General features: G+C 51.2%; 22 protein-coding genes. 8 read left to right on the top strand and 14 right to left on the bottom strand.

The features are described from left to right. A partial coding sequence (uvrB, locus tag RIG61_14295; GenBank protein MEQ9620328.1) for an excinuclease ABC subunit UvrB occupies positions 1–1785 on the bottom strand: 1785 nt, incomplete at its 3' end. Positions 1786–1879: 94 nt separating this feature from the next. On the opposite strand from uvrB, the gene RIG61_14290 reads away from it, so the two are divergent. Further along, on the top strand, positions 1880–6265 hold the full coding sequence (locus RIG61_14290) for a DEAD/DEAH box helicase (protein MEQ9620327.1): 4386 nt from the start codon (positions 1880–1882) through the stop codon (positions 6263–6265). Between the two features lie 152 nt (positions 6266–6417). On the opposite strand, the gene RIG61_14285 is transcribed toward RIG61_14290, so the two are convergent. After that, positions 6418–7113, bottom strand: a complete 696-nt coding sequence (locus tag RIG61_14285; protein MEQ9620326.1) for an RNA polymerase sigma factor — start codon at positions 7111–7113, stop codon at positions 6418–6420. 217 nt (positions 7114–7330) lie between these two features. On the opposite strand from RIG61_14285, the gene RIG61_14280 reads away from it, so the two are divergent. Both RIG61_14280 and RIG61_14275 read left to right on the top strand, forming a co-directional pair. Then, positions 7331–7903, top strand: coding sequence for a DUF4142 domain-containing protein (locus RIG61_14280; protein MEQ9620325.1), 573 nt, complete (start codon positions 7331–7333; stop codon positions 7901–7903). A gap of 1 nt (position 7904) precedes the next feature. Beyond that, positions 7905–8264 carry a plastocyanin/azurin family copper-binding protein gene (locus tag RIG61_14275; protein MEQ9620324.1) on the top strand — a complete coding sequence of 120 codons (360 nt, stop codon included), beginning with the start codon at positions 7905–7907 and terminating at the stop codon, positions 8262–8264. Positions 8265–8271: 7 nt separating this feature from the next. On the opposite strand, the gene RIG61_14270 is transcribed toward RIG61_14275, so the two are convergent. Together RIG61_14270 and purE are read right to left on the bottom strand one after the other, a co-directional pair. Next, positions 8272–9393, bottom strand: coding sequence for a 5-(carboxyamino)imidazole ribonucleotide synthase (locus RIG61_14270; protein MEQ9620323.1), 1122 nt, complete (start codon positions 9391–9393; stop codon positions 8272–8274). After that, the gene (purE, locus tag RIG61_14265; protein MEQ9620322.1) at positions 9390–9920 is read right to left on the bottom strand and encodes a 5-(carboxyamino)imidazole ribonucleotide mutase; all 531 of its coding nucleotides are present in this window, start codon (positions 9918–9920) and stop codon (positions 9390–9392) included. Before purE ends, RIG61_14270 begins: the two co-directional genes overlap by 4 nt. A 489-nt stretch (positions 9921–10409) precedes the next feature. Between purE and RIG61_14260 the strand changes: the two genes are divergently transcribed. Then, the gene (locus RIG61_14260; protein ID MEQ9620321.1) at positions 10410–10913 is read left to right on the top strand and encodes a hypothetical protein; all 504 of its coding nucleotides are present in this window, start codon (positions 10410–10412) and stop codon (positions 10911–10913) included. Positions 10914–11331: 418 nt separating this feature from the next. Here RIG61_14260 and RIG61_14255 read toward each other — a convergent pair whose 3' ends face one another. From RIG61_14255 to RIG61_14215, 9 genes are all read right to left on the bottom strand, one after another. Further along, positions 11332–12306, bottom strand: coding sequence for an acetoacetate decarboxylase family protein (locus RIG61_14255; GenBank protein MEQ9620320.1), 975 nt, complete (start codon positions 12304–12306; stop codon positions 11332–11334). Positions 12307–12380: 74 nt separating this feature from the next. Then, on the bottom strand, positions 12381–13352 hold the full coding sequence (locus RIG61_14250; GenBank protein ID MEQ9620319.1) for an acetoacetate decarboxylase family protein: 972 nt from the start codon (positions 13350–13352) through the stop codon (positions 12381–12383). Positions 13353–13564: 212 nt separating this feature from the next. Continuing rightward, positions 13565–14323, bottom strand: a complete 759-nt coding sequence (locus RIG61_14245; GenBank protein MEQ9620318.1) for an NAD-dependent deacylase — start codon at positions 14321–14323, stop codon at positions 13565–13567. A 222-nt stretch (positions 14324–14545) separates the two neighbouring features. Beyond that, positions 14546–15697, bottom strand: a complete 1152-nt coding sequence (locus tag RIG61_14240) for a thiolase family protein (GenBank protein MEQ9620317.1) — start codon at positions 15695–15697, stop codon at positions 14546–14548. A 180-nt stretch (positions 15698–15877) separates the two neighbouring features. Next, positions 15878–16420, bottom strand: a complete 543-nt coding sequence (locus RIG61_14235) for an AmiS/UreI family transporter (protein ID MEQ9620316.1) — start codon at positions 16418–16420, stop codon at positions 15878–15880. Positions 16421–16681: 261 nt separating this feature from the next. Further along, positions 16682–17140 (bottom strand): MaoC/PaaZ C-terminal domain-containing protein, encoded by a 459-nt coding sequence (locus RIG61_14230; GenBank protein MEQ9620315.1) that lies wholly within the window; start codon positions 17138–17140, stop codon positions 16682–16684. 123 nt (positions 17141–17263) lie between these two features. Beyond that, complete coding sequence (locus RIG61_14225) at positions 17264–17686, bottom strand: OB-fold domain-containing protein (protein MEQ9620314.1); 423 nt, start codon at positions 17684–17686, stop codon at positions 17264–17266. Positions 17687–17708: 22 nt separating this feature from the next. Next, positions 17709–18923 (bottom strand): thiolase family protein, encoded by a 1215-nt coding sequence (locus RIG61_14220; protein ID MEQ9620313.1) that lies wholly within the window; start codon positions 18921–18923, stop codon positions 17709–17711. Positions 18924–19070: 147 nt separating this feature from the next. Beyond that, a complete protein-coding gene (locus RIG61_14215; GenBank protein MEQ9620312.1) occupies positions 19071–20084 on the bottom strand; it encodes a helix-turn-helix domain-containing protein in 1014 nt (337 codons plus the stop codon). A 407-nt stretch (positions 20085–20491) separates the two neighbouring features. On the opposite strand from RIG61_14215, the gene RIG61_14210 reads away from it, so the two are divergent. The 4 genes from RIG61_14210 to uvrC all read left to right on the top strand — a co-directional run bounded on the left by RIG61_14210 (position 20492) and on the right by uvrC (position 24735). After that, a complete protein-coding gene (locus tag RIG61_14210) occupies positions 20492–21301 on the top strand; it encodes a ParA family protein (protein MEQ9620311.1) in 810 nt (269 codons plus the stop codon). Further along, entirely contained in the window at positions 21252–22265 is a 1014-nt protein-coding gene (locus RIG61_14205) for a hypothetical protein (GenBank protein ID MEQ9620310.1), read from the top strand. Before RIG61_14210 ends, RIG61_14205 begins: the two co-directional genes overlap by 50 nt. 26 nt (positions 22266–22291) lie before the next feature. Then, positions 22292–22825 carry an SRPBCC family protein gene (locus RIG61_14200; protein ID MEQ9620309.1) on the top strand — a complete coding sequence of 178 codons (534 nt, stop codon included), beginning with the start codon at positions 22292–22294 and terminating at the stop codon, positions 22823–22825. Positions 22826–22920: 95 nt separating this feature from the next. Continuing rightward, a complete protein-coding gene (gene uvrC, locus RIG61_14195) occupies positions 22921–24735 on the top strand; it encodes an excinuclease ABC subunit UvrC (GenBank protein ID MEQ9620308.1) in 1815 nt (604 codons plus the stop codon). A 1-nt stretch (position 24736) separates the two neighbouring features. Here uvrC and RIG61_14190 read toward each other — a convergent pair. After that, the coding region (locus tag RIG61_14190) for a UvrB/UvrC motif-containing protein (GenBank protein ID MEQ9620307.1) at positions 24737–25120 on the bottom strand (384 nt) is incomplete at its 5' end.

Here is a 25120-nt window from a genome sequence, read left to right as displayed (position 1 = left end):
ATCGGTCACAGATTTCCTTATGCTCGTAGGAGTAATCCCGTGCTCCCTGTTGTATTCCTCCTGTATACGCCTTCTTCTGTTAGTTTCGGATATCGCGTTCCCCATAGAAGACGTGACCCTGTCGGCGTAGAGTATTACACTCCCGTTTACGTTTCTTGCTGCGCGCCCGAATATCTGTATGAGCGAGGTCTCGGAGCGTAGATACCCCTCCTTATCGGCGTCCAGGACCGCAACGAGAGACACTTCCGGGATATCGAGCCCTTCCCTCAGGAGGTTAATACCGACGAGGACGTCGAATTTCCCGAGCCTGAGATCCCTCACTATCCCTATTCTCTCAAGCGTATCTATATCGGAGTGGAGATAGCGAACTCTGATCCCGAGCTCTCTGTAATATTCAGTAAGGTCTTCCGCCATTCTCTTGGTCAGGGTGGTGACGAGCACTCTCTCGCCCGCGGCAGTCCTTTTCTGTATTTCCTCAAGCAAATCGTCGACCTGTCTGTCAGCAGGCCTTATCTCCACCCCGGGGTCGGCGAGCCCTGTGGGGCGTATGATCTGCTCGGTTATAACACCCTCTGCCTTTTCTATTTCATAGGATCCGGGAGTGGCGGAGACGTATATGATCTGATTTATTCTTTTTTCGAACTCGGGGAAATTAAGAGGCCTGTTATCGAGCGCCGAAGGCAGCCTGAAGCCGTGCTCCACAAGGCTCAGTTTCCTGCTCCTGTCTCCTTCGTACATTCCTTTTAGCTGCGGTATCATCTGATGGCTTTCGTCTATGACCAAAAGGAAATCCTCCGGAAAGTAGTCGAGCAGGGTCCAGGGGGGCTGTCCCGGGAGCCTCCCCGATATGTGCCTAGAGTAGTTTTCGATCCCCGAGCAAAAACCCATATTGGAAAGAAGCTCGAGGTCGAACCTGGTCTTTTCCTCAAGCCTCTGCTTTTCAAGCGTCATTCCCCGCGCTTCTAAGTACTCGAGCCTCTCTTCAAGCTCCTTCTTGATGTTTTCAATCGCCATTTCATGCCTGTACTTGGGGGCTACGTAGTGGGAGCCCGGATAAATAGCCGCTTTTTTTAGTTCTCTCAGAGTCTTGCCTCTGATCGGGTCGATTTCTTTTATTGAATCCACCTGGTCGCCGAAGAACTCTATTCTGAGCGCCGTGTTGTCGTGGTGAGAGGGGAAGACGTCCACGATATCCCCCTTAACGCGGAAGCTACTGCGGTAGAGGTCAACCCCGGTCCTTTCGTACTGCACCTCCGAGAGTTTTTCTAGGAGCTTGTCCCTGTCGAGCTCCATGCCCTCCTCGAGCATCGTCAGGAGTCCGTAGTAATGCTCCGGGGCGCCTATCCCGTATATGCAGGATACGCTCGCCACTATAATCACGTCACGTCTTTCGAAGAGCGAAGTGGTCGAGGCGTGCCGGAGTCTGTCTATATGCTCGTTTATCTGCGCGTCTTTTTCGATGTAGGTGTCCGTCGAGGGTATATATGCCTCGGGCTGGTAATAATCGTAGTAGCTTACGAAGTATCTGACGGAATTTTCCGGGAAAAGCTCCTTGAGCTCGCCGTAGAGCTGGGCGGCGAGGGTCTTGTTGTGCGCTATTATGAGGGTAGGGCGGCCCACATTGGCGATGACATTTGCTATGGTGAACGTTTTTCCGCTTCCGGTTACACCGAGCAGCACCTGATGCTTGTCTCCCCGGAGCACGCCTTCGGTAAGCTCTTTGATTGCCTCCGGCTGATCCCCGGTCGGGGAGAACTCGCTTCTGATTTTAAACCCGCCTGCCATAGGAATGAGTTTATCACAGCCGTCAAGTTTCCGGTTAAAAAACGGCTCGTATACACTATAATATTGAAAAACAGGCTACACTTATCACACTGCCATGATACTGAGTGAATTTCATCCCGCGGTCGCCTCCTGGTTTAAGAGGGAGTTTGAAGCCCCTACCGAGGTCCAGGAGAGGGCATGGCCGGAGATTAAAAAGCGTAAGAACACGCTAATTTCAGCGCCCACAGGGTCAGGTAAGACGCTTTCCGCTTTTCTCTCGGCGATAGACGATTTGGTTAAAAAGGGTCTTGAGGGAAAACTCCCGGATAAGACCCAGATAGTGTACGTATCGCCCCTTAAAGCCCTTAGTAACGACATAGAAAACAACCTCCGAAAGCCGCTTGGCGGAATACAGGAGGAGCTCCGGAAGGCAGGCCTCCCCGAGACCGGAATAAGGGCGCAGGTCAGAACGGGCGATACTCCTTCATCGGCTCGCACCCGGATGACCAAGAACCCTCCCCATATACTAATTACCACGCCTGAATCCCTTTATCTGATACTTACGAGTAAAAACGGGAGGGAAATGCTTTCTGAGGCGCACACGCTGATAGTAGATGAGATACACGCTCTTGTGGGGAGCAAGCGCGGCTCTCATTTGTCACTGTCCGCCGAGAGATTAAACACCCTTACCTCAAAAGAGCTTGTGCGCATAGGGCTCTCGGCCACGCAAAAGCCGATAGAAACGGTAGCCCGGTTTCTTACAGGCGGAGGGGAAAACAACGATGGCATCGACTGTACAATAATCGACGCCGGGCACAGGAGAGAGCTTGATCTCTCGGTAGAGGTTCCCCGCTCCCCTGTCACAGCGGTAATGTCGAACGAGGTTTGGGGAGAGGTCTATAAAAGGATAGAGGAATTAATAAATACTCACAGGACTACACTCATATTTGTAAACACCAGGCGGCTTGCCGAGCGAATGACTCATAACCTCACGGAAAGGCTGGGCGAGGAAGCTGTGGCGGCCCATCACGGCAGTATATCTAAGGAGCTCCGACTCGATGCGGAGAGAAAGCTGAAATCGGGAGAGCTGAAGGCGATAGTGGCCACGGCGTCGCTCGAGCTGGGGATAGATATAGGCTCTGTCGATCTCGTCTGCCAGATAGGATCTCCCAAGTCCATTGCCACTATTCTACAGAGGGTAGGGCGCTCGGGGCACACGGTGAGGGGCACGCCCAAAGGGAAAATATTTCCTCTTAGCCTGGACGAGCTTGTGGAGTGCGCCGCGCTCCTTGACGCAGTGAAGCGGGGGGAGCTAGACAGCCTGATAATGCCGGAAAAACCCCTAGACGTGCTCGCCCAGCAGATAGTGGCCGAGGTTTCATGCAGAGAGTACGGGGAAGACGAATTATACGAAATGTTTGTGAGGGCTTACCCGTACAGAGAGCTTGAAAGAAGAGAATTCGATGAAGTAATAAAGATGCTGAGTCAGGGGTTTTCGGCGCGCCGGGGCAGAAGGGGGGCTTACATACACCACGATATGGTGAACGGACGGCTAAGGGCTAGAAAAGGAGCCCGCCTCGCGGCGATAGTTTCGGGCGGCACAATACCCGACAGCTTTGACTACGATGTGGTACTCGAGCCTACGGGCACCTTTATAGGAACAGTAAATGAGGATTTCGCCATAGAGAGCGTGCCGGGAGATATTTTTCTCCTGGGAAACCACTCCTGGAGGATACTGAAGGTAAACGGCGGCAAGGTAAGGGTGGAGGACGCGGGCGGCCTTCCGCCGACAATTCCTTTCTGGTTCGGTGAAGCACCGGGGAGAAGCCCCGAGTTCTCGGCAGCCGTCTCGAGACTAAGAGAAGAGATATCGGAAAGACTGGGGGATATAAAAAGCCTTATAAAAAAGGGGGAATTACTGGACAGTCTTCAGGATGAGGACTGGAAGCAGGAGGCGCTTAAGCGGCTCACGGAAGGGGCCGGCCTGGGTTTGGATGCCGCAGACCAGCTGGTTACATATATGGCGGCGGTAAAAGCCGCATTAGGGGTGATTCCGACACAGAAGAGGCTGGTACTGGAGAGGTTTTTCGACGAGGCGGGGGCTATGCATCTCGTAGTGCATTCGCCTTTCGGAAGCAGAATGAACCGGGCGTGGGGGCTTGCGTTAAGAAAGCGCTTCTGCAGAAAGTTCAACTTTGAGCTTCAGGCGGCGGCTACGGAGGATTCGATAATATTGAGCCTCGGAGCTACGCACAGCTTCCCGTTAGAGGAGGTCTATTATTACCTTCATCCGAATACGGTAAGGGAGGTGTTGACGCAGGCGCTCCTGGACGCTCCGATGTTCGAGGTCAGATGGCGCTGGAACGCCAGTACCGCCCTTGCCGTGCTGAGGAGGTGGACCGGGAAAAAGGTCCCTCCGGCGGTGCAGCGCATACATTCGGAAGACCTCATCGCTCAGGTATTTCCCGATCAGATAGCGTGCCTTGAAAATATAACGGGAGAAAGGGAAATACCCGATCACCCGCTTGTAAATCAAACAATATACGACTGCCTGTACGAGGCTATGGACATAGAAAACCTCGAAGCGTTACTGACCGATATACATTCGGGAAAAATAGAGCTGATAGCGCGCGACCTGAGAGAGCCCTCGCCCCTCTCGGAGCAGATATTGAACGCAAGGCCTTACGCCTTTCTCGACGACGCTCCGCTCGAAGAAAGAAGGACCCATGCCGTTCAGAACAGGAGGTGGCTTGACCCCTCCGAAGCCGCCGGGCTGGGTGATCTGGATATAGAAGCCGTAAGAACCGTGAGAGAGGAGGCATGGCCGCAAGCGGAAAACGCCGATGAGCTGCATGACGCGCTGGCGCTGTGCGGATTTTTGACAGAAGAGGAGGGAGAAAGAGGAGATGCAGCCGGGGGTTGGCAGCCTTACTTTGAAGAACTTATAGGACAAAACAGGGCGACCGTGCTCGAGACCGGGGAAGGGAATAAATTATGGGTGGCCGCCGAGAGATTAAGACAGATAAATATCGTCCTCCCGGATTCAATAACCGTTCCGGAAATTAATATTCCGGAAAAATTGAAAGGGACGGCTATATCGAAGGAGGAGGCGCTTGTTGAAATAATAAGGGGAAGGCTTGAGTCTTTAGGCCCGGTTACGGCTGCCGGGATTTCGGAAGCGCTCGGCGTTCCGGTCTCGGGCGTGGATAAGGCGCTGATTTCGCTCGAGGGAGAGGGATTTGTTTTCAGGGGAAGTTTTACCCCCGGGGCAAAAGGGCTTGAGTGGTGCGAGAGGAGGCTTCTCGCGCGCATTCATAAATACACCCTGAGCAAGCTGCGTAAGGAGATAGAGCCTGTTACGGCGGCTGATTATATGCGGTTTCTTTTCTCGTGGCACGGGCTGGACTCTGGGGATAGGCCCGAAGGCGTGGAGGCCCTTAAAGGGATGCTCGACAAGCTGGAGGGCTTTCAGGCCTCTGCGGCCGCGTGGGAGGGAGACTTGTTGTCCTCGAGAATGGCGGACTATGATCACGCGTGGCTCGATACGTTATGCCTTTCCGGAAGCGTTTTGTGGGGGAGATTTAAACCCGCTAACGGCAACGGAATCGGGAAACCCGGACCGATCAAGACCACTCCCGTTACGATAGTGAAAAGGGCCAACCTTGAAATGTGGAAGAGGTTAACTCCTCATGCGGGTACCGGCGCGAAAAATCTGTCAGGACGGGCGGAGGAAGTATTGGCTTTTCTCAAAACCAGAGGCGCGTCCTTCTTCGAGGAAATAGCTGAGGGGACAAAGGGGCTCAGGGTGGAGGTTGAAAATGCGATAACCGAGCTTGTGGCAAACGGCATTATCACATCCGACAGCTACACGGGTCTCAGGGCGCTCCTCGTAAGCTCAAAATATAGAACTGCCAAGGGGCGGCGGAGAAAGAGAATAAGCTTCGATATGGAAGGGGCGGGCAGGTGGTCGCTCATACATACCGGGGAAGGGCAGGATGAGAAGTCGAAGGAAGATATGCAGGCTCTGGCTATGGCGCTCCTCAGGAGATACGGGGTATTGTTCCGCAGGCTCGTCGAGCGGGAGAGCTTCGCGCCTTCCTGGAGGGAGCTGGTGCGTGTGCTGAGACTGCTTGAGCTAAGGGGGGAGGTGAGGGGAGGCAGGTTTGTGGACGGGGTATGGGGAGAGCAGTTCGCATTGCCCGAGGCGGTTACGGGGCTTCGTCAGACGAGGCGTAAACAAAAAGACGGGATGCTTGTTTCGATAACCGCTGCCGACCCGTTAAATTTGACGGGCATTATCACACCCGGCAAGCGGGTATCGTCACATTACAAAAACAGGGTACTTTACAGGGACGGAGTTCCGGCCGCGGTTAAGGAAGGGGGGGAGGTCAGGCTTCTTTTAAAGTTCGACGGGGACGAAGAGTGGAACCTCAAGGCGGCTCTTGTAAAGCGAAAGTTCTCCCCGAAGTTAAGGGCGTATCTGGGGAAGGGGGTGGCATAGATAATGTTTTTTCACAGCTCGGCATTGCTTTCTTTTTAGCAATATTGACGTCTGATAATGAGTCTTATGTAAACTATTATCCTCTTCCAGGCAAATAACGACTATGCATTTTGTCTGCTCGGTTCAGCATTAAATCCCCTTTAACGGTTAGCCTAAGCTCTTGAGTCCGCTTTAAAAGAATTGTTTTTGGTGATTATATGAAGCACCGCTGACACTACGCGGTCACAGCGACGGCCCGCAAACTGGAAAGCGTCTTGAGCCGCAGTGCCGACATAAGAGTTTATTTCTTCCTTTAATAAGTAGCGTGCGCGATATAGACGGATTTTTACATTTTCCTCGCTTATATCGAGACATTCCGCAGTCTCGGCCGTGCTCATGCCCTCTATATTCCTCAACATGAAAACAGAGCGGTAAGCGTCGGGCAATGATCCGACTGCGGCCTCCAACACCGCGTTTAATTCTCTCGTCAAGGCGCTCTGCTCAGGATCTTGCGACTTCGCCTCCAATGCGCTCATTTTCTCCTCCCCCGAGCTTGATGTTGAGACCATATCGACAAACTGCCTACGCTTACGGACGCGCGCCAATGCTTCATTTACAGCGATCTTGGTCAGCCAAGTAGAAAACTTTGCGAGTCCGGCAAACTGACTCAGATGCGTATAGGCCTGCACATAAGCATCTTGCATCACATCTTCGGCCTCGCTCGCATCTCCTACTATAGAGCGAGCCACACGATAAAGCCGTTGATTATAACGACGCATCAATATTTCAAACAACGCAACCTCTCCGGCAAGAACCCGCTTCACCACTTCTTCGTCGGTTATTTCGCTCATGTCCATCTGTATATTCATTACAATTTCAACCTTCGGACTCTACATATAATACAGAGCTGCTCACGCGGGAAAGGTTACAAACTTTCTTTAATCCGTAACCATTCCCGCGCCTATGACTCTGTATATATATTGAGTCAAGATCATGTAACGGCGCAATGAACAATAATTATGTACATCAATTTACCTAAAAAGGTAAAAATCCATAAAACACATAAAACAAAGGAGTAGGGTTATTATGAGCAAAACAACTATTTTGAGGCCGGCTATTACCGGCATTTTGACCATAGCTGTGTTATTCACAGCCCTTTCAGTCACGATGCTGAAAGCGGATGAGGATCCGTCGCCTGCAGACCTGAATGATCTGGAGATAGCGCACGTAGCCTACACGGCGGACAACATAGATATACGCTATGCGCATTTGGCGCTCGCCAAGTCCAAAAACCCCGTTGTTATTGAATTCGCAGAAACAATGATCCGGGATCACACAGGCGTAAACGAGCAAGCTCTGGCTCTTCTCAACAAATTAAACCTCCAGCCTCAGGATAATTTTCTTAGCCAGCAACTTAATCAACAGGCGGATCAGACTATAAAAGAAATGAGCGCCCTCAGCGGGGAGGAATTTGATAAACGCTATGCCGAAAACGAACTCGCCTACCATCAGGCCGTCAACGCCTTAGTAGGGGACGTTTTCGCCCCCAACATTGAGAACGCCGAAATGAAGGAGCTCTTTGGACAGGCTCTCATAATCTTTAAAAGCCATGAACAGCACGCCCAGAAGATGGTAGACGCCGTCAACAAAAAAAATTGAGATGCATTTTAAAGCAGCTTATTTCAAGACTGCAATTGTTCTCGTAATTGCGGTCCTCATATATAGTTCATTAGTTCCTGCGCGGACCGTAGAACCCGAAAGCAGAGAGCACGTAGTCGAGATAAGCAATCTCAGATTTATCCCCAAGGAGATTGTCGTAGCTCCCGGTGATACGATCATATGGGTAAACCGCGACTTCGTTCCACACACCGTTACCGCAAATGATGAAAGCTGGGATTCAGGGTTAATCGAGGCAGAAGGACGTTGGGAAACAGTTATTAAGGCGGATATGCAAGAAGGCTATTTTTGCCGTTATCATCCATCCATGACGGCTAAGCTCTTTATCATAAGGCGGCAATAGGGCGTTATTACGCCTTAGCTCCTGATTTAACGCTAGGGCGGGGGTTTTCTTCGCGGGCCGCGGAGAGCGGTTTAAGGATAGTCACGTGACCCATCTTCCGCCCCGCGCGAACCTCCGATTTGCCGTAGAGGTGGACGCAGGAATCCTTCATGCCGTACCACTTCGTCATTTTCCTGACGTCGCTTCCGAGCAGGTTCACCATCACCGCGTCCGAATGGCGCTCCGGCGAGCCTACGGGAAGGCCGCATACGGTGCGCACGTGCTGCTCGAACTGCGAGACGGCGCAGGCGTCTATGGTCCAGTGGCCGGAATTATGCGTGCGGGGCGCGATCTCGTTTGCCAGAATACGGCCGTCCTTCGTTACGAACATCTCAAGTGCGAGCACTCCCAGAAGATCCACTTCCGCCGCCAGCAAAAGCGCCTCTTCCTTCGCGCGGGCCTCCATACGTCCTGAAATTGAAGCGGGCACGGTGCTCTGAGACAGGATGTGATTTTTATGCTCGTTCATGACCGGGCCGTAAAGAGCGGTCCGCCCCCGTTTGTCCCGGGCCACTATAACCGATATTTCGGAGACAAAATCGACGGCTTCTTCGAGAATCAGCTCCTTTGACCTGAGCCTCTTCCAGCTCGTTTTCGAGTCGTCTCCGGCGCTGTGGACAAGCTGCCCCTTGCCGTCATACCCGAGACGTGTGGTCTTCAGAATAGCTTTGCCAAGCCCCATTTCGCGGACTGCGCGGTCGATTTCCCCTGCGCTCCGCACGGGAGCCCAGCGGGTCGTCGGGATACCTATATCGTTCAGGAATTTTTTCTCTGTGATTCGGTTCTGCGCAATCTCCAGCAGCTCGCCGTCGGGATGAACGGGCTTGAATTTCTGGATATAGCGGACTGTTTCAATCGGGATGTTCTCGAACTCGTATGAAACCACATCCACGCTCTCCGCAAACGCCCTCAGCATGCTTTTGTTGTCGTAAGCGCCTATAAACGTTTTCGCGGCTACCTGCCCGGCGGGGCTGTCTTCCTCGGGGCAGTAGATATGAACCCTGACGCCGAGTTTGGCGGCCGCCAGGGCGCTCATACGACCGAGCTGGCCGCCGCCGAGTATGCCAAGTGTTTTCGATTCAAATTTCATCCGGTTTTTTTGCCGCGAGGACGCGGGGCCTTTTTATCGGGTTTGACGGCAATTCCCGCTGTTTGTTTCTTTCGGAATTTCTCCAGTCTCGCAGCGACCTTTTCATCCGCTGTCGAGAGGATAGAGGCGGCGAGCAGGGCGGCGTTCTTTGCCCCCGCCGTACCTATTGCCAGCGTGCCGACGGGAATGCCCGCAGGCATCTGCGCGATAGACAGAAGGCTGTCAAGACCTTTAAGAGCCCTGCTCTCCACAGGCACGCCGAGCACGGGCAGGGCGGTAATGCTGGCGACCATACCGGGAAGGTGCGCAGCGCCCCCGGCACCCGCGATAATAACCCTCAGTCCGCGCTCACGGGCCGTTTTTGCGTACTCATAGAGGCGCTCCGGCGTGCGGTGAGCCGACACGATTTTACTTTCATAGGGAATTTTGAGATCATCCAGTATCCCGGCGGCATGCTTCATTGTTTCCCAATCGGACTGGGAGCCCATGATGATGCCGACAGAAGGCTTATGTGTTGAACGAGTCATTATCTATACGTCTGGCTGCGGTCCTATCGATTTATTTATATGCGAAAAAGTAAACTGACAAGGTGTATTGCTACGGCCACTTCTGTTATGAAAATCGCTTGAAAAGATGTTATGGAAAAAACGGGGAAAAGTCAAATAGAAAAAGATCAGCGTAAAAAGGCACTTTTATATGATTTTGCCCATGTAAATAAACCTAAAATATTGCCTGCGCAATCCGGCAATTCCAGTGCTTTCCCCCGGGCAGGAGTATAGTGAATAACAATTTTCAAAAAACTTTTCTCTCGCTATTGTTAAACCCGACGCGCACGTGATAGAATAAGACCTAGGCTTCGCAAAAGGCAAAACAACCGGTTTCAGTATCCCTGTCTCCGCCTGACGCAGAAGTCTTTGGGGCCCAGATTAAATTGACAAAAACGGAATGACGCCGATGCGGCTCCCCTGCGGGCGGGCGCGGATTTCCCGTACTGCTGTTATTTCAGAGAAGTTATTGTGCAAACGGAAAACACAGACCTTCATCCAAAAAGAATTGTCTCGGCTTACGGAGACCTCCTGGCCATTATCTACGAACGAGACAAACCCGAGCCGCTGAAACTCCTGCCTTCCGCCCTCCCCGAGTCCATGCTGCCCTTTCCGCAAACGACCATAAGGCACGCACTGGCAATATATCTTCTGCACCAGGACTATATAGAAGAGAGGGAGATAATAGAAGACGCCTATACATTTCTCGACAACTTCATTCCCGATGAGGAGTACGATATATTCCGCGCCCTTCAGTCCTCGATGGAGACAAGAGGCCGGCTCGAAAGCGGGGATAAAGACCTCTCATACACTCTCATGCTGCTTAAAGCCAGGACGAGAGCGATAAAGAAGAGGAGAAAGCAGTCCGCACAGGAGCTTAAATCACTCAGGCGAATCATAGGGCTTCCCGGACAGAAATCCCCCTATAGCGAAGAGGATACGGAAGAAATTCTCGAGCTCGAGCTTAATCTGTAACTCTGACCGGCGCCCTGCCCTTTTAGAGAACCTCCAACCTAATGGAGTGTCATTCATCAAAGTAAAAGAAAGATCCTGAAACAAGTTCAGGATGACCGAAGAAAAATCCACCCTAACCCTCCTTTGAAAAAGGAGGAAATTAAAAAACGAGATTCTGAAATAAATTCAGAATGACGGATTAAGATTGCCGCGCTTCGTTTCACGTCGCTCGCAATGACGAACAAACGGGGGAGGATAAATCCATCCTTAATTGTCTCAGAAATTTAGTGCTGAAAAGTTAACAGGCTATGCGTGTTGCGGCGGGAGTGGATTCGCATAGTTTATTTAAAAATAAAAAAAAGCGGGGCTCCCTCGGAAGAGGGAGTCCCGCCGTGATTTACATATTTATTACCCAGCTCGCACGGGGCGGCTAAATAAATTAACCCTGTGAGTACTGAGGTACCATGAAGCGATGGCGCATCGTGTACTTGAACGGTGTGGAGTAGAGGAGCGCGCCAAAGTCTTTGTCCGGATCTCTTTGCACCACATTGGTCCAAATGGTTTTAGCCGGCGGAATTATAAGGTTGAAGGTAAAGCTGATAAGCCCTACAACCTCTGTAGCCGGAATCTGACCACCCATGTAGTCGAACGGTGTTCCGCTGAGATACCAGGAGCGAATATCATCACCTGTGGCGGTTCTGATGCTCTCAGGGTTCAGCATGAAACGGTGTCCGGTACCGAATCCGGGCGGCAGCTCGGACGGAAGATAAGTAACCTCGTGGGTACTTTTTGTTACGTCCGGGTGCGTGGTAATACGATAGTTCATACGACCCCAGTCAGTCTTACCGTAAAACGTAGGTCTTACGGAAAGAGGCTTGTCGGAGTAGCGGCCGTTAGCGGTGTGGAGAATATATCCACGGCGCTCCATGAGCATATTAAAGTAGTTGTTGTTTGCTCCATGCTCAAATGCCGCGATGTAAGCAGCCTTTTTAGGGAATCCGAAAGGCTCCTTTCCGGCAAAAATCGGGGAGTCGTTGGAAAGATACATGTATGGATAGTATCCAGCTTTGTAGATCTGGCCGTCTCCGGAGTCTACTGTAGCGGAGAAGGTTACGCCCATTTCCATGTATGGTCCAAGCATCGTATTTCTGTGGATAACGTACCAAAACTCAATAACATCGTCCTGAACTTCGATTGGTGTTGGTACGACTGCTTTCATGTTGTTTATATCCGCACGAATACAGTAAGCCATCCAGCGGCTTTCCGTATATGTGAGCGGAATAATATCATAGTCAAAAACAGGGTCTGCCACACCTTGGGATATGATGTGGATTCTGTCTCTATCCAATGGTAGTGGCGGAACTTCTCCTTCTGCCAGCCAAGGATAGCTATATTCATTTGCTTGTAAACCCATTGCAAATACCTCCTATAATTTTTTCATTCTTTGTTTTCGTACTTCAACAATACAAATCATCAAGACTAAACGCCTTATGATCCCTGGCTGATCGGGAACTGCTGACGAAGTCCATACTTGTACGGAGTCGCATATCCCCTGTAACTGGCAGGACGCTCATAGGTTTCGGTCCAGAGAACTTTCGGAACAGGAATAATAAGGTCGAATACGAATGAAATAAGACCCGTAACTTCCTGAATCTTCATTTCCGCGCCCATATTGTCAAACGGTGTTGCCTGCTGGAACCAGTTAATGGCGTCGCTGGAAGCCGTGCGTGTATGTTCTGGCTTGATCTGGAAGCGATGGCCTTTAATGTTGAATGCAGGCGGTAACTCTGACGGTAGATACGTAAGCTGCCACTCGGAACTTGAAACGTCAGGTCTGGTAACAACTTTCATGTTGAATTTACCCCAGTCTACCTTTCCATAGAAATATGGAGGTGTTACTTGCTTGTCATCGAACTGACCGGTTGCGCTGTGCATCAGATAGCCGTTACGGGCCATTGCGAAGCCGAAGAAATCGGTTCCCTTCTCACCGCCATGGGTGGTAATTCTGATGTATGACATCTTTTTCGGGAAGCCGAGCACACGACCAGCGTCAACTGGCGCATCACCGGTGAGGTACATATATGGATAGTAACCGGCTTTCCATACATTGCCCTTCGGGTCCTTATAGGTTGCAGAAATAGTTACACCGAACTCAAGGTATGGACCTAACATCGTATTCTTGTGGTCAACATACCAGTACTCAACTAGATCTGCGTTCTCTCCATCCCAAACCGTAAGAGGCGGATTCGGACAAAGACGCTGCCTTGTAGCCTCGTCCACTCTTACAACAAAAGCGGACCAGCGGCTGTCGGTATAGGTAAGAGGGAGAACGTCGATGTCCCATAGCGGATCTGATGGATTCGCTATGATCCATGTGTTGATGTCTCTCTCTATCGGAGGTGGTGGGACCTCCTTCGTGAGTTCCCAATACTTCGTTGGGACATTAAGATGACTTGGCATATTACAAACCTCCTTACATAGATTTTTATAACCGGATTGTTACCAACCTTAAAGAGGAGAAACGTAGGTTACTACGAATCAAAACCCCATCTCAAGTACTTATATCAAAAATGGCGGTCTGTTGTCAAGAGGTTTTTTTAAGAATTTGAAAAAAATTTAAGTGACGGGCTTAATTTTACCAAAATGGAAATAAAAAATTAAATCTCCCGCATTCAGGGGCCTAAAATCTCGAGCACTGCTGAGGAAAACTCTCCTATTTTCTCCCTGACGACAAGCTCCGCGTCGTCGTCGAAGGGGGTGGGTGTCAGGTTCAGGATGACGAGCCCGGCGCCCCCCTGAAGCGCTATATCCGGAAGGGTGTTGGCGGGGGACACCTGAAGGGAGGAGCCAATAGCTACAAAGAGGTCGGCTGCGCCGGCGAGCTCAATTGACCTCCGCCAGGGAACCTGCGGCAGCATTTCGCCGAAAAATACGGCGTTCGGCTTAAGGACCCCTCCGCAATCGGGGCACAGGGGCGGGTTTTCGCCTGAAATCACACTCTCCATCACCTCGTCCATCGACTGAAGCACGCTGCAGCCGAGACATACGGCCTGTCTCAGGGAGCCGTGCAGCTCATGAACCTCGGCGGAGCCGGCGTCCTGATGGAGACCGTCCACATTTTGGGTAATGACACCTTTCAGCACCCCTCTCTTTTCAAGCTCCGCAAGCATGAGGTGGGCCGGGTTGGGTTTCGCGGCCTTTCTCACGGGGTAGAGCTCGAGCGCGTAGTCGTAGTAGCGGGAAGGGGCTCTTATAAAACCGTCAAGGGATACGACCGATTGATCCATTTTTTCCCAAAGGCCCGTTCCGGGAGAGCGGTAGTCCGGTATGCCCGACTCGGTGCTGATGCCCGCGCCTGTCAGGGCCGCCGCGTTCGAGGAAGATAAAACGAGATCTGCGAACGCCTCGGCCACATGAGTTACGTTGTCCATAATTTCCAAATAAAAAAGGGGTGATTCCTCACCCCTTTCGTTCTGTTTAAGCTATCATACCTTCAGTATATGAAGTTAAGCCGCGTAAGTAACCTTTACAATTCTTTTTTTTAGATTGCCACGCTTCGTTTCACTCCGCTCGCAATGACGAATCATGTTATGCCGTGGAGGAAGCGCGACGTGCCCCTCATTCACTGCGCTCATTTCACTTACCGCTTACAACTACTTACCCAGTATGCTTACGACGCAGGTTATTCCGTCCATAGCCGGCTGGGCTCCGCCCATAGTTTCGATAATGCCGACTTTGGCGCCCTCCTGCTGACGCTTGCCGGCCTCGCCCCTTAACTGCCAGACTATCTCAGCCGTCTGCAGCAGTCCCGTGGCGCCCACAGGATGGCCCCTCGACAGGAGTCCTCCGCCCGGATTAACGGCCACGCCGCCGCCGTTTACCCACGTGCTCCCGTCCTCTATGAGCCTGGCGCCCTCCCCTTTCTCGCAGAATCCGAGCGCCTCGTAGACCATCATCTCGGCTATGGAGAAAGCGTCATGAATTTCCGCCACGTCCATATCCTCGGGCCCGAGTCCCGCCTTCTCATAGGCCATTTTAGACGTTCTCATCACGTTTTCGGAGGGGTCGCACGTGAGTCCTTTGGGGCTTGAGTATTTACCGGACTGGGCGACGCAGCCAAGCACCTTTATCGGCTGCTTCGTAGCGAGCTTGTCGACAAGGTCGGCCGAGCACAGCACCGCCGCCGCGGAAGCGTCCCCTACGGGGCAGCACATATTACGTGTCAGCGGGTCCGCAATCATCGGGGAGTCCAGCACTTCTTCTATTGTCATTTCCTTTCTGTATTGAGCTATCGGATTCAGTGACGCGTGATGACGGCTTTTCACAACCACTTTCGCCAGCTGCTCGCTCGTCACTCCGTATTCCATCATGTATCTCTTCGCCCTTATTGCGTACAGGCCGGGCATTCCCATTCCCAGAGAGACCTCGATGTCGTCCTCTTCCAGGGGCAACGGGCCGCCCGACAGCACTCTGCTCAGGTTTTCCACTCCAAGAGCAAGGGCAATATCGTACTGTCCGAATGCAATTGTTCTCCAGGCTTCCCAGAACGAGAGTGTCCCGCTCCCGCACGCGCCCTCTACGTTGATAGTGGGCTGGCCCACGAGTCCGATCTCCTTGAGTGTTCTCTGGCCGACTCCCATGCCCTGATAGACATGGCCGCAGAAAGCGATCTCTATCTTTCTCGGGTGAATCCCGGCGTCCTTTATCGCGGCCCACGCGGCCTCGCGGCCCAGCACGTGAGCGGCTTTCTCGGGAAACCTCCCGCAAGCGGTCGTCCCCACTCCAAGAATGTATACGTCTCTCATTATAAAAACCTCCTCTGGGTATGCTTGATCTTATTTTAAATCATTTATGCTCCTAAAGGCAAGGACTATTATATCGGGGGCGGGGCTCAAATAAAAAAAAGAGGACTACGGCTGGATATCCGTAATCCTCTTTTAACTAAAAATTCTTTCTTTTCAAACAGTGTCTTTTAAAATGCCTAACTAACTACCGGCACTGAGTGCTGTAATCGGACCCCACTTTCCGGTGAGAAGAAGCATTCCGGGAATAAGAAGCGTAAGAATCGACTCAATGAGGAAGAGCCATGCTACTGCCGGACCCAATGCTTTTCCTAAAGAGAACACCAGGAAAGCCAGGAAAACAAGCAATGCCCATGCCCAACAGAAAAGAGCATAGTACATCATGCCGGGGATAGCCGCTTCGAGAGTGAAGAAATGGTAGCCGTACCATATGAAGACAACGGTTGCGAACAAGCAGTACCATCCGAGCCCTTTGGCGTCATATCCATGAATGAATATTCCAGCAACCATAAAATAAATCAGAGCAAACACGGAAACCAGAGCGGTACCTGCGGTCAAGTCCAACGTGTGCAGATGCCACGCCGCTATTAAAATCAGTATAGCTACGGCCAGATTAAGAACTCCGACTTCCTTAGCCCCTGTTTTGCCCAAAACGGTCATACCGTTACAGAAAAACACAAATCCTACAAGCAACAACACGTAGCCAAGCAACATATCTATTGCCATTTCTCTCCATACCTCCTTAAGTTATTGTGTTTAATTTGTGGATTTTCCACCTTCCACAAAGGTGTTGTGAACCATATGAAATAGGATTTAGCACACTTCGCATGTCCGTGTCAAGATACTTTTTTAGAATCCGGCTGAATATTTAGCGGAAAAATACTTTTTACAGAAAAATTATCTAGTTATATGGATGGGTTAGAGCGGCTCCTCCCGGAGCCGCCTCTAATAATCAAGAATTGGGGAACAATCCCGCTCCTGGGCTGATTACGCGTTTTCCTTTCTCTGAACCAGGATCACCCATTTTCCCTTCTGAACGATCTCGTCCTGCTGATTGTGAACATTGACTTCGAAGATAAGGAAGCCCATATTGGGGCGCTTGTGCTCTCTTTTCTCGACGAGCTTGCGGGTGATATGAATGGTATCGCCGAATTTCACGGCCCCAGAGAACCTCCAGTCCTCGAGTCCCATGAAGGCTATGGTGGCCAGACGCGGCATCGTGAACCACAGGCCGGACGCTACCGACAGAACGCAGAGTCCGTGAGCTACTCTCGTTTTGAACACGGTTTTCTTGGCAAACTCCTCGTCTATATGCATGTTGTTGAAGTCGCCCGACAACCCCGCAAAGCTCACAACGTCAGTTTCGGTTATGGTTCTGCCCGTGCTTTTGTGCTCGGCCCCTTCCTCAAGGTCTTCGTAAAAAAGCCTGGTTGATTCCTGTGACATAGATTGGTCTCCTTGTTAATGGAAATATTAAGCGGCAGAGGAGGTTATACCCGTCTGCCGCACTCGATGATTTTTTCAGGCGTACTTTCAAACTGCGAAACAAAGTCAACCGCGCCGCGGATATTATCTAGCAGGCTTGAACTTCGGCAATGTCACTTCGTCTGTGACATCGTCGAAAACAACCTCCACTTCCATGCCGACGTGAACGTCATTGGGGTCGCACTCGACGATGTTCGTCATCATCTTCACGCCCTCTTCGAGCTCCACAAGGGCCACCACATAGGGGGGGTCCCCTTTATAGGCCTTGGACGGTCCCATATGATGAATCGCGTATGTCCAAACCTTTGCCTTGCCGCTCGCCTTTACCCACTCCAGGTCCTCGGACATATCCTCTCCGGGGGAGAGTGCGCGTGGGTAAAAGAAAAACTTCCCCGTCTCTTTTGATCTGGGCAGGAGTAATTCGTGATTTTTGGCCCCGTCCCAGTAGGGTTTGGTTTCCGGCCTGAATTCGGGCAGCGGTTTATCGTATGTTTTATTTTCTGACATTTTTAATAAATCTCCTTTTTTGTTATGAGAGTGGTTCCTTGCCGAGCACTATGGTGCTGTGGGCGGATACTATGCCGCCGTTTCCGTGTACAAGCGCAACCTCCGCATCTTTCACCTGCCTCTCTCCGGCCGCGCTCCCCCTCAACTGAAGGGTAGCTTCTATAACGTGGTGCATTGCGCCCAGGTGAGCCTGAGACAAGAGGCCCCCGTGGGTGTTTACGGGAAGGTCTTTCCCGATCTCCATCCGTCCCTCGAGCGCAAACGGGCCGCCCTCCCCTTTCGGGACAAGCCCCAAACCTTCAAGCTCCAGCAACACGGTTATGGTGAAGCAGTCATAGAGAAACGCCACATCTATGTCCGACGGGCCGATTCCGGCAGTCTGGAATGCTTTTTGTCCCGAGGTGTTGATCGCATTATATATCTGATCCAGGTCGTGGAGCGTTGTCAGGTATTGATGTGAATAACCCTGGCCCATGCCCCACAGGTGCGCGAGGGGGTTTTGTATTCCCAGCTCTTTGGCTTTGTCTTCGGTGGTGACGATGAACGCCGCGCCGCCGTCCGAGATAATAGAACAGTCGTATTTTGTAAGCGGCTCCGCAATGATGCGTGAGTTTATAACGTCTTCCACCGTCAGGGGATCCTTGTTCATGGCGTTCTCTTTCATGGCGGCGTGCTTGCGCATCGTTACGGCTACCGACGCAAGGTGCTCACGGGTGGCGCCGAAATCGTGAAGATATCTCTGGGCAGCAAGCGCGTAACCCCCGGGCGTGGTGAGTCCGTAGGGAAACTCGAATTCCGCGTGACACATTTCTCTTATTAACGCAACCATGCCGGAAGACGAAATACCGGAAAGGGTGTTGTCTCCCCTTACGCAGAGCACAACCTCCGCCTGACCGGAAGCTATAGCCATAGCCGCTTCGGCCACCATCCACACGGCGGTCGCTCCGCCTACGGCAACCGACGAGAAAAATCTCGGCCTCATGCCGAAGTAGTCGGCAAAAGTGGTGCAATGCATAAATGTATGCTCAACAAGCGAAAACGCCGTTACCAATCCGTCCACGTCGGACTTCTTAATGCCCGCATCCTGAATTGCCAGCTTTGAAGCTTCAGATAAGAAGTGAAAGGAGCTTTTATCGGGGATCTTCCCCTGCTCGGTTTCTCCAACACCCGCTATCACGATTTTATTTTTTTTGAGAACCTCTCTGGCCTCTTTCGTATTCGGGATTTTACTTGCCATTTATATTCTCCCCCTGTCTTTGGTTTTTTTCGGAAAAGTATATTAAATAGACCTCAATAAAAGTCAACCGGCCCAAAGCCCGCTCGTTTTCCTCGCCTACTTTTCCGTTACGTTTGGATGTTTTTTGCCAACGTGTCGATTCAAACCCTATTCTTCTCTCTTTTTTATAAACCGCTCGCGGACGATAAGGGCCGTCAAGTCACACACCTCCTTGGTGAAAAATCTCCTGGCGCTCTGCTCCCCGGCCGGAAGTTTTTCGTAGGGGAATCTTTTTCTTACCTGTAAAGCCACTTTACCCGGATCTATTTTTACTCCGGCCTTCTCAAACTCTCCGGCCCTGTTTACAGCTATGTCCTTGCATGCCCTCTCCGCTCCTTCCTGAACCAGATGCTCTATGGATTTGAGTCCGTTCAGGTTATCGTATATCTCGAACATTCTTTTTCTATAAATAGCCTCTCTAAAATTTTCACTAACCCTGTTTTTCCGTTTTTTTGTGACATTTTTGTCCGGGTTTTTTCCTCTACCATAGGTAAGGTTATTCTCGCGGGTTAGTTTACTAATACTCTTCTTATTATATGTGTATTCTTCGGGTGACATTTTTGTCACCCCCCCCGGTGATAATTCTGTCACCCCCCGGGTGACATTTTTGTCACCCTCCCCCATGACATTTTTGTCATACCCTTTCTGTCTGATCTCTTTTTCTATTTTTCGCTGGGGTGAAATGTTTTCATTTGTTATCTTACCCACCCCCAATTCACCCTCCTCGTTCATAGTTGTTAAATCTTCCCCTTTATTCATTTCCTCTATCAGTTTTTGAACCAAGGGCCGGAAGTCGAATACCGTTGTAACCTGAGCGCCTGTTTCCCCGTCGAATCTCGGTGTTTTTATCAGGAGGCCGAGCTCCTCCAGGTCCTGGGTTATACGCTTCACACTCCTTTCCTCTATGCCCGCCCTCAAGCCGAGCGTGGAGTAGCTGGGAAACGGGTATCCGGCGTCCCATTTGTAGGACATAATGTCTATGATAAGCATTATATGTTTGGGCTTTAGCCCTATCCGGGATCTGTATCTGAGGAGAATATTGGGGACGCTCGTAAAGCCCTCATCGAGGATTTCTCCCCAGATCTGTACTATTTTCGTTTTGTCCTGCTTTTTGTTAGACATTTCTCCCCCTGAACAAAACGGGGCTTTGTTCTTATGCGGGCATCAAAAAGCTTGACAATTAAAAGCGAGAAAGGGTATCATTAAGTTGTTCCACCTTCCGGTTGCCGCCGTTGTTTTATGCATACCGCTAAAGCTACGGCGGCTTTTTTTTAACGCCCTCGTCAGCATATTATATGATTTTTAAAAACTTAAATCAATGTCGGGGACTCTTTAGTTTGGCGTGACTCAGCTATGACGTGTCACCGGACTCCGGAACATGCCCGGTAATATATATTTTTTATGAGCCGCCCTACCCTTTTGTCTTGATATGATCGTTTATAATTGATATAAATAAAGGGGACGGTATCGACGGGCGGCGGCCGGAAGGTTGCCGCAAAGCCCCTGTTACACGAGGAGATTTACCCAAGGTGAAGGTAATTGCTATCGCGAACCATAAGGGCGGCGTCGGAAAGACGACGACGGCGGTGAATCTGTCCGCGTGCCTTGTGGACAGGGGGTGCGAGGTATTGGTTATAGACCTGGATCCGCAAGGGAACGCCACCTCTCATCTCGGTTTCAGCCCAAACGATTTCGATAAGACTATAAACGATGTGCTTATCGATTCGGCAAACAGGGAGGATATAAACGGGATTATAGTCGAGCACGGCACGCCGGGGCTTTTTCTTATTCCGGCCAATCTTGCGATGAGCAGGGCCGATCTTTCCATGTCGGCACTGATAGAGAAAGATCACAGGCTGAGGAAGGCTATAAAAAGGCTCAGGAAAAACTACGATTTTGTGCTCATAGACTGCCCGCCTTCACTCGCCACTCTTTCGGTAAACGCCTTTTTCGCGGCAGACGATATTATAATCGCGGTCCAGACCCAGCCCCTGGCTCTCGAAGCGGTAAGAATGATAGACGAAACACTTTTCGAGGTTTACTCGTCCAGGCCCGATTTTCCCATAGTCCCCTACGGGCTTCCGACAATGCATGACAAACTGACGACGGTGAGCAGCACGGTGCTTGAGGCTATAAACCGGAAGTTCCACCCAAACACCTTCTCTCCGATACACACGAACGTCAAGCTAAAGGAAGCGAGCGGCTACGGGAAACATATAATGGAGTATGACCCCGTGTGCCCCGGGGCCACCGATTACAGAAGGCTGGCCAAGGAAGTAATAGCAATTTATGAAAGGGAAAAAGAAGAAGGAAGAAGATACATCATCAGGAACTCCTAAGAAGAAGTCCGGAGGGAGCAGCCGCCTCTCAAGCATGATAGAGTCGATGCAGAAGCGCGGGAGCCCCGTAAACGCCCACAGGGTTGCTACTAAATACTTCGAAAGTTTCAAAAAAGAGCGCAACATCCCGAGTACTCGGGATGTTGATGATGTACCGGCGGGCGATGATACTGCGGTAGAGACCGGGATAGATACTGGGATAATTACCGCGGTAGATAATGCGGTAGACAAAAAGCCTTCCCGTAAGACTCCCCCTGAGAAGCGGACAAAGGAGCCGGAGGTATTAAAAGACCTATATTCCACCCTTACCCCTTCGGAATCAAATGTCTACCGGGCGATGTACGGCGTATGCGAGGGAAAGAAGACCGACAGCTCCAGGTTCGGTCTAAAGGAGCTCCGGGAATTAACCGGATTATCGGACAAGACCGTGAGGGTTGCAATCCACTCACTAGAGAGAAAGCTTTGCATAAAGGTCATAGAGTCGTCACTGGGCATATACGGCAGAAAGTTCCTCGTATTGAGACCAAACGAGATAGAAGCCGAAAGAATAAGAGCCGGACTAGAGATAGATCCTACGACCAAAAAGATCTTAAGCCGAGATACACCGATAAGTAACGCGGTAACTACAGGTGTATCTACCGGTGTAATTACCGCAGTAAATACCGCGATAGAAGAAGAGGGCGCAGAAAATAGAAGCCACAAAGAGAAAACGAAGCTGTTTTACGAAAAGTACACCGGAAAAAAATGGGGCAAAAAGGACGAAATGTTCTACGAAAAAATCGCGGACCGTGATATTGGAGTTATAGAGGCGGCGCTCATCCTGAACGCATTAAAAGGGAAGGGCGGAAGGGGCTCTATTTCGGATATAGAATCGGTGTTAACCGACCTGGGAGCCTCCATTCAGAGCGGCTATCTCGAACAACTGAGAGGAGTGTGGAAAAATATGAGATCGGGGAAATCATGAGCTATCTATATTAAAGGGGGGCAAAAATGAAAATTGTGAAAGTCCTCATCGCGGCGATAGTCGTATTGATAGTAGCCATAGCGGCAGTTGGGCTTCTTTTGCCCTCGAGCTATCAAGTGGAGCGCTCGATTGTAATAGATGCAGCGCCTGAAGAGGTGCATGAATATGTGGGAAATCTGAAAAAATGGGATGACTGGGGCCCCTGGAAGGAAGAGGACCCGAGTATGGTGGTTTCACTTGGGGAGAAAACCTCAGGGGTGGGGGCGAGCCAGTCCTGGGTTGGGGATAGCGGAACCGGTGCTCTTACTATAACGGAGTCTTCGCCCTCGGAGGGGATCAGGTACGACCTTCTCTTTGACGGCGGCACTTATGAGTGTACGAGCTCGATGACATATGACCGCCTTCAGGACGGGCGGACTGAGGTGACGTGGGAGATGTCGGGCGATATGGGCAGGTCCGTTACGGGCGGATACTTCGCAGTGCTGATGGACTCGATGGTGGGAAATATGTTCGATAAGGGGCTTTCCAATCTGAAAAGGGAAGTCGAGGAGAACGAATAGCCCCTTTACTCTTGTACCACCGGCATAGGCAGCGTCCGCAGCTGGCGTAATGCCGTTCTTGATTAAGAACAAAAATCCTTTAACCTAAATAACTTATGAGCCTTACTAGGGGAAAAGTCGTATCCGTTCCGGCATCGACCGGCGTGTACCTTTTGAAGGACAAAAAGGGGAGGTCTGTCTATATAGGAAAGGCGAAGGATCTGCGAAGCCGTGTCTTCTCGTACCTGAACGATGCTGAAGATGCGCAAAGACCTCATATCGCCTATTTAATGAACGAGGCCGAAGATATTGATTATTTCGTGACGAGTAACGAGCGCGAGGCTCTGATACTCGAAAACTCTCTAATCAAACAGAAGAAGCCTAAATACAATATAAGGCTCAGAGACGATAAGAACTACCTCTCGCTGAGACTCGACCCGAAGGAGAAGTTCCCCCGGCTCTCCCTTACTAGGAGAGTCTTGAAAGACGGGGCCCTATACTACGGCCCTTTCGCGTCGGCGGACGCGCTCAAGAAGGCCAAGAGGCTCATTCATAAAGTGTTCCCGCTCCGGGACTGTACGGATGAGAAGTTCAAGCGGCACTCTTCGAGGCCCTGCCTTAACTATTATATGGGCCTTTGTCTCGGACCCTGCGCCGATAAGGTGGGAGAGGAGGGGTACAAGGAAGTGGTAGAGCAGGCGAAGATGTTTCTGAGGGGAGAGAAAAGGCAAATAATAGACCTGCTTAAGAAGAATATGAACAAGGCGTCTGAGGAGACAAGGTACGAGGACGCCGCCCACTACAGGGATCAGATCAGGCTCCTTGAGAAAAACATCGATAATCAGATGTTTATAACGCCCGGAACCAAGGACAGGGATATAGTCGGCTTTTACAGGGAGGGGCAGCATGCCGAGTTTTCGGTTCTGTTCTCAAGGGGCGGAAGCCTCGTGGATAAGACGGAATACTCGTTTAAAAATGCTACCGGCGCCGAAGGGGAGCTGCTGGCCGAATTTCTCTCACAGTTCTACGGGGGAAGCAGGTTTATTCCCGGAGAGATAATTATTCCGTTTGACGTGGAGGGGAGGGCGGCCTTTTCAGAATGGCTCTCGGAGAAGCGGGGCAGGAAAGTGGCCGTCGAAGCGCCCGAGCGGGGGATAAAAGCCGGCCAGTCGGAGCTTGCCAACAGGAACGCGCTGGAGAGCTTCCAGAGGAAGCACGCAAGGGAGCTCGGGGAGCTCGACCTGCTGGAAAGACTTAAATCCTCGCTTCACCTTGAAAGGCTTCCCGCTTCTATAGAGTGCTTCGATATATCCAATATTCAGGGGGACTTAGCTGTTGCCTCGCTTGTGAGATTCGAAAGCGGGAAGCCCTCGAAGGAGGGGTACCGGACTTACAGGATAAAAACTGTGGAAGGGCCGAACGACTACGCAATGATGTATGAGGTGCTGAAGAGAAGGCTCGGCAGGGCGGAGGAAGAGGGATGGGGGCCTCCGGATTTGATACTCATAGACGGCGGGAAGGGACAGCTGAACATAGCGCGTCAGGCGCTCGATGAAATAGGCCGCCTCGACGAGGTGGATCTCGCCTCGATAGCGAAGGGTAGGGAGGGGGAAAGCGACAAGATTTATATATACGGAAGAAAAAATCCGATTGTTTTCTCAAAAAACTCGCAGGTGTTGTTTCTGCTGATGAGGATCAGGGACGAAGCCCACAGGTTCGCCATTACCTATCACAAAAAGCTCCGGGGGAAAAGGGCTATAAAGTCCGAGCTTGACGACGTCCCGGGCATCGGTGTAAAGCGCAAAAAGGAGCTGATAAAACACTTCGGGACAGTATCCAGAATCAGGGGGGCAACGGTGGAAGAGATAGCGTCTGTCCCCGGTTTCAGTAGAAAACTGGCCGAGAGCCTGAAGGGGCATCTCGCCCCCTGATCTACGCTCCCTTGGTGTCTTCTCCGCCCTCGCCCAGATATTTTATCTCGAGCTCCCGGAGCCTTTTTATCTGGTCTCTCTTTTGCGCAGCCGTTTCATACTCGAGATTCTTCGCCGCCTCTTTCATCTCCCTGTCAAGCGCGGTTATGGTTTTGGATATTTTCTCGGGCGCTACATCGAGCTCTTCCGCCGTTCTCTCAAGAGGCACAGTATAATAGTCGGCCTCGTATATCGTGGACAATATATCGGTCACAGATTTCCTTATGCTCGTAGGAGTAATCCCGTGCTCCCTGTTGTATTCCTCCTGTATACGCCTTCTTCTGTTAGTTTCGGATATCGCGTTCCCCATAGAAGACGTGACCCTGTCGGCGTAGAGTATTACACT

It is taken from the genome of Deltaproteobacteria bacterium (genome assembly GCA_040223695.1).
Classification (GTDB): Bacteria; Desulfobacterota_D; UBA1144; order Nemesobacterales; family UBA2774; genus JAVKFU01.
This window is presented reverse-complemented; position numbering and strand designations above follow the sequence as displayed.